The 14,143-nt window shown below is 63.8% G+C and carries 10 protein-coding genes and 2 pseudogenes; 3 read left to right on the plus strand and 9 right to left on the minus strand.

Annotated elements, in window-relative coordinates; all coding sequences use genetic code 11:
- Window positions 1-106: 106 nt before the first annotated feature.
- Together AD664_RS23315 and glnK are read right to left on the minus strand one after the other, a co-directional pair.
- A complete protein-coding gene (locus tag AD664_RS23315) occupies window positions 107-1,441 on the minus strand; it encodes an ammonium transporter (protein ID WP_042731440.1) in 1,335 nt (444 codons plus the stop codon).
- A 33-nt stretch (window positions 1,442-1,474) separates the two neighbouring features.
- Window positions 1,475-1,813 carry a P-II family nitrogen regulator gene (gene glnK / locus AD664_RS23320; RefSeq protein WP_002555808.1) on the minus strand — a complete coding sequence of 113 codons (339 nt, stop codon included), beginning with the start codon at window positions 1,811-1,813 and terminating at the stop codon, window positions 1,475-1,477.
- Window positions 1,814-2,227: 414 nt separating this feature from the next.
- Between glnK and AD664_RS23325 the strand changes: the two genes are divergently transcribed.
- A complete protein-coding gene (locus AD664_RS23325) occupies window positions 2,228-2,488 on the plus strand; it encodes an accessory factor UbiK family protein (protein ID WP_053150211.1) in 261 nt (86 codons plus the stop codon).
- A 40-nt stretch (window positions 2,489-2,528) separates the two neighbouring features.
- On the opposite strand, the gene AD664_RS28265 is transcribed toward AD664_RS23325, so the two are convergent.
- Both AD664_RS28265 and AD664_RS28270 read right to left on the minus strand, forming a co-directional pair.
- Window positions 2,529-3,392, minus strand: coding sequence for a methyl-accepting chemotaxis protein (locus tag AD664_RS28265; RefSeq protein WP_371260988.1), 864 nt, complete (start codon window positions 3,390-3,392; stop codon window positions 2,529-2,531).
- Window positions 3,387-4,169 (minus strand): annotated as a pseudogene (locus tag AD664_RS28270) (MCP four helix bundle domain-containing protein); the annotation flags it as partial. The gene AD664_RS28265 and the pseudogene AD664_RS28270, both read right to left, overlap by 6 nt.
- Before the next feature lie 353 nt (window positions 4,170-4,522).
- Between AD664_RS28270 and AD664_RS23340 the strand changes: the two are divergent.
- Window positions 4,523-6,016 carry a YifB family Mg chelatase-like AAA ATPase gene (locus AD664_RS23340; protein WP_053150222.1) on the plus strand — a complete coding sequence of 498 codons (1,494 nt, stop codon included), beginning with the start codon at window positions 4,523-4,525 and terminating at the stop codon, window positions 6,014-6,016.
- Between the two features lie 6 nt (window positions 6,017-6,022).
- Here the strand turns inward: AD664_RS23340 and AD664_RS23345 are convergent, their stop codons facing one another.
- The 4 genes and pseudogenes from AD664_RS23345 to AD664_RS23355 all read right to left on the minus strand — a co-directional run bounded on the left by AD664_RS23345 (window position 6,023) and on the right by AD664_RS23355 (window position 10,565).
- Window positions 6,023-7,237, minus strand: coding sequence for an aldose 1-epimerase family protein (locus AD664_RS23345; RefSeq protein WP_053150225.1), 1,215 nt, complete (start codon window positions 7,235-7,237; stop codon window positions 6,023-6,025).
- 243 nt (window positions 7,238-7,480) lie between these two features.
- Window positions 7,481-8,341, minus strand: a complete 861-nt coding sequence (locus AD664_RS28275) for a methyl-accepting chemotaxis protein (RefSeq protein WP_371260989.1) — start codon at window positions 8,339-8,341, stop codon at window positions 7,481-7,483.
- Between the two features lie 42 nt (window positions 8,342-8,383).
- Window positions 8,384-9,511, minus strand: a pseudogene (locus AD664_RS28280) (Cache 3/Cache 2 fusion domain-containing protein); the annotation flags it as partial.
- Window positions 9,512-9,644: 133 nt separating this feature from the next.
- Window positions 9,645-10,565, minus strand: coding sequence for a LysR substrate-binding domain-containing protein (locus AD664_RS23355; RefSeq protein WP_053150232.1), 921 nt, complete (start codon window positions 10,563-10,565; stop codon window positions 9,645-9,647).
- A gap of 156 nt (window positions 10,566-10,721) precedes the next feature.
- On the opposite strand from AD664_RS23355, the gene AD664_RS23360 reads away from it, so the two are divergent.
- Complete coding sequence (locus tag AD664_RS23360; RefSeq protein ID WP_053150674.1) at window positions 10,722-12,116, plus strand: NorM family multidrug efflux MATE transporter; 1,395 nt, start codon at window positions 10,722-10,724, stop codon at window positions 12,114-12,116.
- A gap of 106 nt (window positions 12,117-12,222) precedes the next feature.
- Here the strand turns inward: AD664_RS23360 and AD664_RS23365 are convergent, their stop codons facing one another.
- Window positions 12,223-13,887 carry a bifunctional diguanylate cyclase/phosphodiesterase gene (locus AD664_RS23365; RefSeq protein ID WP_053150234.1) on the minus strand — a complete coding sequence of 555 codons (1,665 nt, stop codon included), beginning with the start codon at window positions 13,885-13,887 and terminating at the stop codon, window positions 12,223-12,225.
- Between the last annotated feature and the right edge of the window lie 256 nt (window positions 13,888-14,143).

Here is a 14,143-nt window from a genome sequence, read left to right on the forward strand (position 1 = left end):
CGCCTATACAACAAAAGGCGTCGGAAAAACCGGCCTGCCTTATGGGCAGTGACAAATTCCAGGCAAAAAAATGCCCGGCGAACCGGGCAATTTTTATCGCGTGCGCTTACAGGTTGTAGCCACGCTCGTTGTGTTGCGCCAGGTCCAGGCCCACCGCCTCTTCTTCCTCGGAGACACGCAGACCCATGACAGCGTCCAGCACCTTGAGAATGATGAAGGTGACGATCGCGGTGTAGATCACCGTGAAGCCCACGCCTTTGACTTGAATCCATACTTGCGCGGCGATGTCGGTCACGGTGCCGAAGCCACCCAGGGCCGGGGCCGCGAACACGCCGGTGAGGATCGCGCCGAGGATACCGCCGATGCCGTGTACGCCGAAGGCGTCCAGGGAGTCGTCGTAGCCAAGCTTGCGCTTGAGGGTGGTGGCGCAGAAGAAGCACACCACGCCCGCCGCCAGGCCGATGACCAGGGCGCCCATCGGGCCCACGGTGCCGGCCGCCGGCGTGATGGCCACCAGGCCCGCGACCACGCCCGAGGCGATGCCCAGCGCGCTTGGCTTGCCGTGGGTGATCCACTCGGCAAACATCCAGCCCAGCGCTGCCGCAGCGGTGGCGATCTGAGTCACCAGCATCGCCATGCCGGCGGTGCCATTGGCGGCGACGGCGGAACCGGCGTTGAAGCCGAACCAACCGACCCACAGCATGGCCGCGCCCATCAGGGTGTAGCCCAGGTTATGCGGTGCCATCGGCGTGGTCGGGAAGCCCTTGCGCTTGCCCAGTACCAGGCACGCCACCAGGCCCGCGATACCGGCGTTGATGTGCACCACGGTGCCGCCGGCGAAGTCCAGCACGCCCCAGTCCCACAGCAGGCCGCCGTTACCGGACCAGACCATGTGCGCGATCGGCGCGTAGACCAGGGTGAACCAGATGCCCATGAAGACCAGCATGGCGGAGAACTTCATGCGCTCGGCGAAGGCACCGACGATCAGGGCCGGTGTGATGATGGCGAACGTCATCTGGAAGGTGATGAACACCGCTTCGGGGAACAGCGCCGTCGGACCGGTGATGCTCGCCGGGGTCACGCCCGCCAGGAACGCCTTGCCCAGGCCGCCGATGAAGGAGTTGAAGTTGACGACGCCCTGCTCCATGCCGGTGGTGTCGAACGCGATGCTGTAGCCATAGATGACCCACAACACACTGATCAGGCCGGTAATGGCAAAGCACTGCATCATCACGGAAAGAAGGTTTTTCGACCGGACCATGCCGCCATAGAACAGCGCCAGGCCGGGAATGGTCATGAACAGTACAAGAATGGTGGCCGTCAGCATCCAGGCGGTGTCGCCGGAGTTGAGGACGGGGGCTGCCGCTTCTTCCGCCATGGCCAGGCCAGGCATTACGAAGGACAACAGGGCTCCTAGCCCTGCGAATTTACGCAGAGTCATATTGTTTTCTCCTGGGGCGTTGGGTTTGGCGGCTTAGATGGCGTCGGTATCGGTTTCGCCGGTACGGATGCGAATAGCCTGTTCCAGATTGACCACGAAGATCTTTCCGTCACCGATCTTGCCGGTGTTGGCGGCCTTGGTGATCGCCTCGATCACACGGTCCAGATCCTTGTCGTCAATGGCGACATCGATCTTCACCTTGGGCAGGAAATCGACCACGTATTCCGCGCCGCGATACAGCTCGGTGTGACCTTTCTGCCGCCCGAAGCCTTTGACCTCAGTAACGGTAATGCCCTGCACGCCGATCTCGGACAACGACTCGCGCACGTCGTCCAACTTGAACGGCTTGATGATGGCAGTGACTAGCTTCATGAAACTCTCTCCCGAATTGGTGGACTTGCCCCAGGAAAACAAACCCGACTCAAGTCTAAGCGCAGTGCCTGGCTTTGTAACGCGTCGTCGGCCCAAGTTGCCCGACAGGTGCCAGCTAACCGATCCTGGCGAAGCTCCCCGCTTCGCCTGCTGCACTGCATTCGTCACAGCGACTGCATCAGTGCATGGGTCATCAGCCTCTAAGCAGAAACCTTGCCATCTGTGCCCAAACCCTCTGATTTCAATCCCTTACCCCTTGCCTGCGCCTGCATCACGTGACGAACCGCGGCGATACGCACAACAACAGTGCGAAGACGCCCGCCCGCGTGCGCGAAAAGCGTGCACCCCGGGTGTGGGAATTGACTATAGACACCGCGTGGTACACTGCCCGCCATCGTTTTCAGGACACTTGCCATGCTTGCGCCAAAAGACCTCCTCGACGCCCTGAGCGGCCATGCCGCCCGCCTCATGAGCGGTGACACGCCGTTGCCCAAGAGCGAAATCGAAAGCCAGCTCAAGGCCTTGCTGCAAAGCGGGTTCAGCAAGCTGGACCTGGTGAGCCGGGAGGAATTCGACAGTCAGATGGTGGTGCTGGCCCGCACCCGGGCGCGCCTGGAAAGCCTGGAGGCGAAGGTCGCGGAGCTGGAAGCGCGACTGGCGCCGACCGCGGAGTAAACCGCCCGGAGCCACGCCCTGGCGCGCATGCATCGGGGGATTAGAGACGAAAGCGGCTGACCAGCGTATTGAATGACAGCGCCAGGCCGGACAGCGCCTGGCTCGACGCATTGGTCTGGTTCGCCCCCGCCGCGGTCTGGGTCGAGAGATCCTGGATGTTCACCAGGTTGCGGTCCACCTCACGGGCCACATGGGCCTGCTCCTCGGACGCCGTGGCGATGACCAGGTTACGGTCGTTGATCTGCGCGATCCCATCGGCGATCTGCTCCAACGCCTGGCCAGTGGCCCGGGCCAGGCCCTGGGTCTGGGTGACCAGCGCCTGGCTCTTGCCCATGGCATCGACCGCGCCGTCGGCCCGGTCCTGCACCGCGAGGATCATGCCCTCGATCTCACCGGTAGACGCCTGGGTGCGCGCTGCCAGGGCGCGAACCTCGTCGGCGACCACGGCGAAGCCACGCCCCTGTTCCCCGGCCCGGGCCGCCTCGATGGCCGCGTTGAGGGCCAACAGGTTGGTCTGCTCGGCGATCCCCCGGATGACGTCCAACACCTTGCCGATATCACGCACTTGTACCGCCAGGTCCCGGACCAGCCCGGTGGACGAGGTGATTTCCTGGGTCGCATGATCGATCGCCTGCACCGCGCTGCGCGCCTGGTCACGTCCGCTGCTGGCCTGGGCACTGGTCGCTTGCGACGCCTGGGAAGTGGACACGGCATTGCGGGCGACTTCCTCCACCGCTGACGTCATCTCGGTCACCGCGGTGGCCGCCTGTTGGATTTCATCGTTCTGCCGGATCAAGGCGCGACTGCCGTCGTCGGTGACCGCCGTCAATTCCTCGGCCGCGGAGGCCAACTGGTCCGAAGCACTGGCGATCTGCTGGAGCGTGGTCTTCAGGCTGGCCTGCATGTCGCCCAGGGCGGAAAGCAGCTGGCCGGCCTCGTCACGGCGTCGACGGGTGATGTGCTGGGTCAGGTCGCCTTGGGCGATGCGCTCGGCACAGTCGAGTGCGACGGCAATCGGCTGGCTGATCACGCGGCTGATGAACATCCCCAGCAGCAACGCCGCGACGAACGCGATGGCGATGCCGCTGTACAGGATCGTCCTGGCCGACGCCTCCTGGCGTGCGGCGTCCTGGGCGCTTTCGCTGATCTGGCGATCATTGGAGTCGATCATGATGGTCAACTGGTCCATGACCTTGCGGTAGGTTTTCTGCAAGTCGCCCAGCAGCAGGGCACGCCCGTTCTCCAGGTCGCCGGCCGCCATCATCGCCACGTATCGTTGCACCATGGCCTGGTAGACCGGCCAATCGCGGGCCACCTGGTCGCCGGCCAGGCGCTCATCCTCGGCCAGGCGACCTTTGCGGTACTCGGCGAATGCCTGTTCGCTGGCCAACTGATTGGCTTTCATCGAGGCCAGGAATTCATCCTTCATGCTTTGCGGGGCATTGCCGGCGGTGGCGACATACAGGCGGTACATGTCACGCGTCTGGCCAACGGCCTTGGTCTTGGTCTGCGCCGTATTGGCGACCGACACCAGGTTGGTGTTGAACACGGTCTGCAAGCGCGCGGACAAGGTCGCGACGCCGCTGACGCCCAGCATGCCCACGGCCAGAGTGATGAACGCACACAGGACGAACGAGGTGATCAGCTTGGTCGAGAATTTCGCGTCATTGATCCAGTTCATCGAGGTCTCATGGAGCGCCCTTGAGCGCCCCTTCAGGTGGGTATTCCCCCGCCCCGGGTCACGCCAGGCAAGGAGCTAATGGCTCTTTGCCATTTTCGAAAAATGTTACAGCCCGTAAAAGATTGCCAACAATGGACGGCGGCGCATGAGCGTATGGATTTTTCAACGATCACGCGGCCACCCCGCATCGATGCCGGGGCACTCCAAGGGCGCGTCGCGATGCCAGGCGCAGACATCGTCCTGCAACATCCCGCCAAGATTTGCGCCTTCAACGGTCGCGCTTGAACGCCATTGCGCGACTAACCTTCAGGGGCCGCAGGATGCGGCTTCCCTATTCACTCAAGGAACGATTCATGTCGCTTGCCATCGTCCACAGCCGCGCCCAGGTGGGGGTGGAGGCTCCCGCCGTTACCGTTGAAGTTCACTTGGCCAATGGCCTGCCGTCGCTGACGATGGTCGGCCTGCCCGAAGCGGCGGTGAAGGAAAGCAAGGACCGGGTCCGTAGCGCGATCATCAATTCGGGGCTCAATTTCCCGGCGCGGCGCATCACCCTCAACCTGGCCCCGGCAGACCTGCCCAAGGACGGCGGGCGCTTCGACCTGGCCATTGCCCTGGGCATCCTGGCGGCCAGCGTGCAAGTGCCGACGCTGACCCTGGACGACGTGGAATGCCTTGGCGAACTGGCGCTGTCCGGCGCGGTGCGTCCGGTGCGCGGGGTGCTGCCCGCGGCGCTGGCGGCGCGCACGGCCGGGCGCACGCTGATGGTGCCCCGGGCGAACGCCGAGGAAGCCTGCCTGGCCTCAGGACTGAAAGTGATCGCAGTGGATCATCTGCTCGAAGCCGTGGCCCACTTCAACGGCCACACCCCGGTGCCGCCCTATGTGTCCAACGGCCTGCTCAGCGCCAGCAAGCCCTACCCCGACCTGAATGAAGTTCAAGGCCAGGTCGGCGCCAAGCGGGCCTTGTTGATTGCTGCCGCCGGGGCCCACAACCTGCTGTTCAGCGGACCACCGGGCACCGGCAAGACCCTGCTCGCCAGTCGGCTGCCAGGCTTGCTGCCGCCCCTGGCCGAGAGCGAGGCCCTGGAAGTCGCGGCCATCCAGTCGGTGGCCAGTTGCGTGCCACTGAGCCACTGGCCGCAGCGCCCATTTCGCCAGCCCCATCACTCCGCCTCCGGCCCGGCACTGGTGGGTGGCGGGTCCAAGCCGCAACCCGGGGAAATCACCCTTGCCCATCACGGCGTGCTGTTTCTCGATGAGTTGCCGGAGTTCGACCGCAAGGTCCTGGAAGTGTTGAGGGAGCCGTTGGAGTCGGGGCACATCGTGGTATCCCGCGCCCGTGACCGGGTGCGTTTTCCCGCTCGCTTCCAATTGGTGGCGGCGATGAATCCTTGCCCCTGCGGTTACCTGGGAGAACCCAGCGGCCGTTGCGCCTGCACGCCGGACATGGTGCAGCGCTATCGCAACAAACTCTCGGGCCCGTTGCTGGACCGCATCGACCTGCACCTGACCGTCGCCCGGGAAGCCACGGCCCTGAACCCCAAACGCGAATCCGCCGACGACACTGCCAGCGTCGCCGAGCAGGTGGCCCAGGCGCGAGAACAGCAGCACCGACGCCAGGGTTGTGCCAACGCCTTCCTGGACCTGCCGGGGCTGCGCCGGCATTGCAAGTTATCCACACCCGACGAAGCCTGGCTGGAAACCGCCTGTGAACGACTGACCTTGTCGCTGCGGGCGGCGCACCGTCTGCTCAAGGTCGCCCGGACACTGGCCGACCTTGAGCAGGCGGTGAACATTCGCCGTGAGCACCTGGCTGAAGCGTTGCAGTACCGGCCCGCGACAGCGTGAGCCGCATCAGGGCTTGGTCAGGTCCACCAGCGGTGTTTCACGCACCTCGGTCTTCTGGCCGTTCTGGATGGTCTCGATGCGCTTGAGGGCCTTGTCCACGGCACCCTTGTCCGCCAGCAGGCTGTAGTGGATCTGGAACTGCCGGTGTTCTTTTGGCCCGATGGTCGGCACCAGGCCCAGCGGGCGTTGATAGTGGCGGTTATAGGAAAAACTGGTACCTGGCTCCAGCCCGGTCACGTAGCCCTGGCCTTGGGTGTCGGTGTTTTTCCACAGGGAGAACACCGGGAGCGTGGCGGTGTTGAAGCCCACCGAAACACCGAGGCTGCCGGCCTTGTTGTGCAGCACGGTGAGCGTGTCGCCCTTGGCGTCGGCGTAGGGCACGACGTTGTAGACGGTTTCATCGTAATCCTTGGTGGGTGCGCGGTAGGTCTGCCAATCGGCCAGGTCGCCCTTGGCCTTGTCGTTGAACGGCGAGACCTGCTTGACCGGGGCCGCGAACCGCGCACCCTGCTCCAGGAATGGGGTGCTGAAATTGCTGTGGTACAGGGCCTGGTATTCCTTCGGATAATCACCGTTGTTGGTGAGCGTGTCGCTGAGCGCGAACGTCACGCTGCCGGGCTCGGTCACCAGTTCGGTCTGTACCGAGAAGTCGACCTTCTTGAACGCCTGCTCCTTCAACTCACCCCGCAGGGTGATGGCGTAAGGCGGTTTTTCATCGATGTGCAACGTGACCTTGTTGGCCGGGATGTTGGCAGCGCGACCATGCAGGGTCAGCAGCTCGCCGTTATCCATGCCGGGGTGGCCGACCCACTCGTAGCCGCAGCGGGTGACCAGTTCGTTGAAACCTTCGAGCCAGCCCAACCCGCCGCGGCCGTTGAGCTCGATGAAGGCCGGGTTGACGACTTCCTTGACCGGAGAGTCCCAGCCCATGCGCACACTCCCCACCGAGGCCTGCAGCACGTTCATGCCTCGGGTCGGCACGACGGAAAGCTTCAGGGTGCCGTTGTCGATGTCGACAACGCTGACGCCTTCCTGGCGACCACCGTGCAAGGTGCGCATCGTCACGGAAAAAGGTTTGTCGGTCTTCACGCCCAACTGCTGGCTGGTGACTTGCCAGGGTTGAGCGGCTTTATCGGTGTCCAACAGGACGTAGTCCCACGCCATGGCATGGGATGCAGCGCCCAAGGCGCCGAGGGTGACGAACAATTTTAGCGGAGTCATGGACTTGGCCTTTTATTGGAGTTGTGCGGTTTTTTATAGACTTGAAGAAACGTTTCAGCAAGCCTAAAAACGCGCATAACCCCAAAAAAGGAAAGCATCGTAACGGTGGGAGCGAGCCTGCTCGCGACAGCGAGGACTCCGCAAAAGCAGAGGCTGACCATAACGCTGCCTTCGCGAGCAGGCTCGCTCCCCCACTGGACGGCAGTGATCGGGAGCACGCTTGCTCGCGGCAGGCGCCAGGGTTCAGCGGAACCGATCAACCTCTTGGCGCAGGTCCTGGGCCAGTTTTTCCAGTTCCTTGGCGGTGAGGGCCAGGTTGGAGACGACCTGGCGTTGCTCACTGTTGGCCATGGCGATGCTCTGCAAGTTGCTGCTGAGCAAGGTCGCGGTGCTGCTTTGTTCCTGGGTGGCGGTGGTGATGGCGGCGAATTGCTGGCCGGCCGAGCGGCTCTGCTCGTCGATGCGTGCCAGGGCCGAAGCAACGTTGGCGTTACGCGACAGGCCTTCCTGCATGAGCAGGTTGCCTTGCTCCATGGTGCTGATGGCGTTGCCGGTCTCCTGCTGGATGCTGTTGATCATGCCGGAAATCTCGTCCGTGGCCTGCCGGGTACGAGACGCCAGGCTACGGACTTCATCCGCCACCACGGCAAACCCACGCCCCTGCTCGCCGGCACGGGCGGCTTCGATGGCGGCGTTCAGGGCCAGCAGGTTGGTCTGCTCGGCGATCGAGGTGATCACGCCGACAATGCCGCCGATTTCCTGGGAACGCTGACCCAGGGTATTGATGACCGTGGCGGTGCTGTTCAGCGCACCGGCGATCTGCTCCAGGGACGAAGAGGCTTCATCCATCGAGGTCCGGCCGATCCGCGTCTGCTGGGCGTTTTCCTGGGCCAGGCGTTCGGTGTTGCCCATGTTGTCGGCAATGTTCAACGACGTAGCGCTGAATTCCTCCACCGCGCCGGCCATGCTGGTGATTTCGCCGGACTGCTGCTCCATCCCCTCGTACGCGCCGCTGGACAAGCCCGACAGGGCCTGGGCCCGGCTGTTGACCTCCTGGGAGGCCTTACGGATGTGCTCGACCATGGTCGACAGGGCCTGGCTCATCTGGTTGAACGCACGGGCCAGTTGGCCGATTTCGTCGTGACTGGACACATTCAGGCGCACGCTCAGGTCGCCGGCACCCAACGCTTCGGCCTGGCGCACCAGGTCACCCAGGGGAGCCAGCTTGCTGCGCAGCAGCCACATCGCCGCGCCGACCGCCAGCAACATCGCCAGCAAGCTGCCAATGGCCAGTTGCGTGCCGACGCTCCAGGTCACTTCGCGAATCTCAGCCTTCGGCATGCTCGCCACCACCCCCCACGGTCCGCCTTCGAACGGCACCGCGACGCTGTAGAAGTCTTCGGCGGTGTCGCTCCAGAACGCGCCCTTGCCCGGCGCCTTCACCAGACCCACGACCGTCGTCACCGCCGAATCGAGCGCCTGGACGCCCGCCGGAGGCACCAGCCATTTGTTTTGCTCATCCAGCAGGGCCAGCGAGCCGGTCTTGCCGATGCGGAAACGCTTGAGGTTCTCGAACTGCGCGTTCTGCGCGTCGGTGTAGTCGAACCCCACGTAGAGTGCGGCGATGATCTTGCCGCTGCCGTCACGGACCGGGCTGTACTGGGTCATGTAGTAACGGCCGAACAGCAAGACACGGCCAATGTAGCTCTGCCCACCCATCAGGCGGGCGTAGGCCGGGCTGGCATGATCGAGCACGGTGCCGATGGCGCGCGAACCGTCCTGCTTGGCCACCGACGTGCTGATGCGGATGAAGTCGTCGCCGCTGCGCACGAATATCGTGGCGGTACCGGCGGTCATCTGCTTGAACTCGTCAACTTCCTTGAAGTTGTTGTTCAGCATTTCGCCGCCCAGGTCCAAGCCGGGGGTCTGCACGCCTGCCACGGTCACCGGCTGGTCCGGGTGCACGCTCAGGCCCGCGCTGAAGCGTTTTTCGAACAGGCCGGCCAAACGCTGCGTGCTCTCACGCAAGGTGCCGTGGAATGTATTGAGCTGGTCGGCCATCAGGCGCGCTTCGCTGGCCAGGTGTTCTTCACGGGTGGCGAGGTTGGCGGTGTCCAGCGAGCGCAAGGCGAAGACGGTACTGCCGGAGATCACGATCGCCAGTATCACGGCGAGGGCAAGGCCTAGCTGTGAGGCGATCCGGGCACGGGGTTGGGACATGACGGCTCCTGGCCGAGACTCTGGATCATCCTGATCACGTCGCACGCTCGGCATTATTTCGAAATAAGGTAGGTGGTTTGCCCTTTCTGAACGAGGGTTCCATGTTCACGGATTCGGCAGCGCCACCGAATACTTGAGCGATCTGGAAGGAATAATGCCAAGTGGCTAGCACCTGAAGTGCAACGTTTCAGCCAAGACGCTCCACCGCAGGCAGTTGCATGGCCTTGACCTCGCTCTGGAGGAAGTCACTGAGCCGACGCAAACGGTCACCTCCCGGGCGGGTTTTCGGCCACACCAGGTAATAGTGCTCACCGCTGGCGACAGCGGTCGGCCAGGGCAGACTCAAGCGCCCCTGGGCCACATCCTCGGCCACCATCAGCAGATCCCCCATGGAGACACCGTACCCACGCGCGGCGGCAATCATGCCCAACTCCAGGGTGTCGAACACTTGCCCGCCCTTGAGCGACACCTGGTCGGACAAGCCCATGCGCTCCAGCCAACTGCGCCAGTCCCGGCGATCGGGCGTGGGGTGCAGCAACTCGGCCTTGGCCAGTCGTTGCACATCCCAGGGTCGGTCGTTCAGCAGATTCGGCGCGCCCACCGGAATCAGTTCCTCGGGAAACAGCAGGCTGGCCTCCCAGTCCACGGGAAAATGCCCGTTGCCCAGCAAGACCGCGCAATCGAACGGCTCGGTGTTGAAGTCCACCGCATCGATGTCCATCCAGGCGCTGGTCAGTTGCACTTCGTTGCCGGGCTGCAAATGCCGGAAGCGACTCAAGCGCGCCAACAGCCAGCGCATGGTCAGGGTCGAAGGCGCCTTCATCCGCAGGATGCCGTCTTCACCGTGCAAGGTATGGCACGCCCGCTCCAAGGCCATGAAGCCGTCGCGTACACCCGGCAGCAGCAACCGGGCAGCTTCTGTCAGTTGCAGGTTGCGCCCGTTGCGATGAAACAACCGACAGGCGAAATGCTCCTCCAGCGTACGAATATGCCGGCTGACCGCGCTCTGGGTAATCGACAGCTCTTCTGCGGCGCGGGTGAACGAGCTGTACCGCGCCGCCGCTTCGAATGCCCGCAGCGCATAAAGAGGGGGAAGACGACGAGACAAGGGAAAAACTCCGGGAGCGATTGGCACACCCTAGCAGAACTTCAACTGCATGAGTTTTAATCATGCCAGCGATCGTTTTTATCCTTTTGTGCAGACCGTCGTGAACGCCGAGAATCGTTGCTTTACTGCCTCATTCGAACAGGGAGCGTGATGATCATGCGGCATCCGGTGCGTACCGAACTCTGGGCCATCCTGCGGTTGGCGGGGCCGCTGATTGCCTCGCAGTTGGCGCACATGCTGATGGTGCTCACCGACACCGTGATGATGGCGCGCCTGAGCCCTGAAGCCCTGGCTGGAGGCGGCCTCGGGGCAGCCAGTTACTCGTTCGTGTCGATTTTTTGCATCGGCGTGATCGCGGCGGTGGGGACGCTGGTAGCGATCCGCCAAGGCGCGGGAGACATCGAGGGCGCCACCCGCCTGACCCAGGCCGGGCTATGGCTGGCCTGGCTGATGGCGCTGGTGGCGGCTTTGCTGTTGTGGAACCTCAAGCCGGTGTTGCTGCTGTTCGGCCAGACTGAAACCAATGTGCTTTCCGCCGGCCAGTTCCTGCTGGCGCTGCCGTTTGCCCTGCCCGGCTACTTGAGTTTCATGGCCCTGCGCGGCTTCACCAGCGCCATTGGCCGGGCCACGCCGGTGATGGTGATCAGCCTCGGCGGCACGGTGGTCAATTTTCTGCTCAACTATGCCCTCATCACCGGCCTGTTCGGTTTGCCGAAACTGGGCCTGATGGGCATCGGCCTGGTCACGGCGATCGTCGCCAACGGCATGGCCCTGGTGCTGGCCTGGCACATCCACCGGCACCCGGCCTATCGCGCATACCCGTTGTTGGACGGCCTGTTTCGCCCTAACCGTCAATACCTCAGGGAACTGTGGCGCCTGGGCCTGCCGATCGGTGGCACCTACGCCGTGGAAGTCGGGCTCTTTGCGTTCGCGGCGCTGTGCATGGGCACCATGGGCAGCACACCGTTGGCGGCGCATCAGATCGCCCTGCAGATCGTCTCGGTGGCATTCATGGTCCCGGCGGGCATGTCCTATGCCATCACCATGCGCATCGGCCAGCACTATGGCGCCGGGCAGTTACCCATGGCGCGTCTGGCCGGGCGGGTCGGGATCGGCTTCGGCGCGGCGGTGATGCTGGCGTTCGCCATGGTTTTCTGGCTGCTGCCCCACGCGTTGGTCGGCCTGTTCCTGGACCACAATGACCCGGCGTTCGCCGAGGTGATCAACCTGGCGGTGAGCCTGCTGGCGGTGGCAGCGTGGTTCGAACTGTTCGACGGCGCGCAAACCATCGCCATGGGCTGCATTCGCGGGCTCAAGGACGCCAAGACCACCTTCCTGGTTGGCCTGGGCTGCTATTGGCTGATCGGTGCGCCGGCAGCGTGGTGGATGGCTTTCCACCTGAACTGGGGCGCGACCGGTGTCTGGTGGGGCTTGGCACTGGGCCTGGCCTGTGCGGCCGTGAGCTTGACGCTGGCGTTCGAATGGAAGATGAAGCGGATGATCAGGGGTGGGTCGCAGTCGCACAGTTTCGCGGCCATTCAGGTCGACTGACAGCCGTTGTGGGAGCGGGCTTGCTCGCGAATGCGGTGTGTCAGTTGAGATTCCCTTGGCTGACACACCGCATTCGCGGGCAAGCCCGCTCCCACAGGGTATTGTGTCAGGCCGTGACCTCCGTCGACTTGCCATCGAACGTCAGGTACTCCACCAGTTCGGGCAACGGCAACGGTTTGCTGATCAGGAAGCCCTGCACCTGATCGCAACCGAAGCCCCGCAGCAAATCCAGTTGCTCCGGGGTTTCCACCCCCTCGGCCACCACCTCCAGCTTGAGGTTGTGGGCCAGGTTGATCATGGCGTGGACCAGCTTGCGGTTTTCTTCGCGTTGCTCCATCCCGCCGACGAAGCTCTTGTCGATCTTGAGCAAGGCGATGGGCAGGCTGTTGAGGTGCACGAACGAAGAGAACCCGGTGCCGAAGTCATCCAGGGAGAAGCGCACGCCCAGTCGGCCCAGGGCGTCCATGGTTTGCCTGACCAGTTCGCTGCGGCGCATCACGGCGGTTTCGGTCAGTTCGAATTCCAGCCACTGGGCCTCGACACCTCGTTCGGCGATCAACCGGCTCAGGGTTGGCAGCAACTGGCTGTCCTGGAACTGCCGGAACGACAGGTTGACCGCCATGTGCAACGGCGCCAGCCCGCGCTCGCGCAGTGCCTGCATGTCCCGCAGCGCCCGGGATATCACCCAGTAGCCCAGCGGCACGATCAGGCCGCTCTGCTCGGCGAGCGGCACGAACTCGCTCGGCGGCAGCAGACCACGCTCCCCGTGACGCCAGCGTACCAGCGCCTCCAGGCCCACGATGTTGCCGCCATCGAGGTTCAGCCGGGGCTGGTAATGCAACTCCAGCTCGTCGCGACGCAACGCCCGGCGCAGTTCGCTTTCCAGGTCGGCGAGGCTGCGGGCATTGCGGTTGATCCGCTCATTGAAGATATGAAAGGTACAGCCCTGGGTGCTCTTGGCCTGCTGCATGGCGATGTGGGCATGCCACATCAGCGGATCGGCGCCGGCCTGGGCCCGGGCGTGGGCGATGCCCAGGCTGCAGCCGATCAGCAGGCTTTCGCCGTCTATCCAGTAGGGTTCGGCCATGGCCTCGGTGATGCGCTCGGCCATCCACTCGGCCCGCTGCGGCGCACGCCGGGTGTCGATCAGCAAGGCGAATTCATCGCTGCCCAGCCGCGCCAGCCGGTCACCGGCCTCGAGCGCGCCCTTGAGTCGCGACACCACCTGCAGGATCAGGCGATCACCGGCCTGGTGGCCGAGGGCATCGTTGGCGTGGCGAAAATTGTCCAGGTCCAGGTGCCCGAGGGCCAGGCCGCGCCCATCGTTTTCAGCCAGGCGTGCCGCCAGCAGGGTCTGGAAGCCCTGGCGGTTGGCGATGCCGGTCAGCGGGTCCTGCTCGGCGAGGCGCTGCAAGGTATTTTCCAGCACCCCGCGTTCGCGCACATGCCGAAGGCAACGGCGCAGGGTGGCGGTGTCGAGGGCATCACGCACCAACCAGTCACTGACACCATCAGGGGCCGTCGCAGGCTCGTGCTCGAGCAACAGGATCGTGGGCAGGCGGCAACGGCCCGGCGCCGGCTGCAACGCGGTGATCGTCAGCAGCACGGCGTTGCGGTTGTCTTCGAACAGGCTGCTGACGGACTCCCAGCTCGGTGCGCTGATCAGGACGACCGAGGGCCCCATGGGTGCCAGGCACTCGCGCAAGACCGCTGACCACTCAGGCGTTTCGGCCAATAACAGCAAACGCAAGGGTTCGACAGGCGTTGACAAGCTGACTCCCTAGACTCTGCAAGGTGGTTGGCGCGGGGCATTATGACCTGCCGACGGGCAATGACCAATGCTACTGGTTCTCAAACACGTGCTTTCGGTAGATTTTCTTCTACGCGAAGTCGTACGTTAGACGCAAATTCGCCCCATATCCTGCGTTAAAGTGGCAGAAGCGGCAAATGACAATGCTGTATGGGTCACAAGTCGGACAGAGCAGCACAATTCTGTGAGCCTGTTAAAATGCCGGCCCATTTTGCAA

Origin of the sequence: Pseudomonas sp. P97.38 (genome assembly GCF_001269745.1) — a bacterium.
GTDB classification, from domain to species: domain Bacteria; phylum Pseudomonadota; class Gammaproteobacteria; order Pseudomonadales; family Pseudomonadaceae; genus Aquipseudomonas; species Aquipseudomonas chlororaphis_E.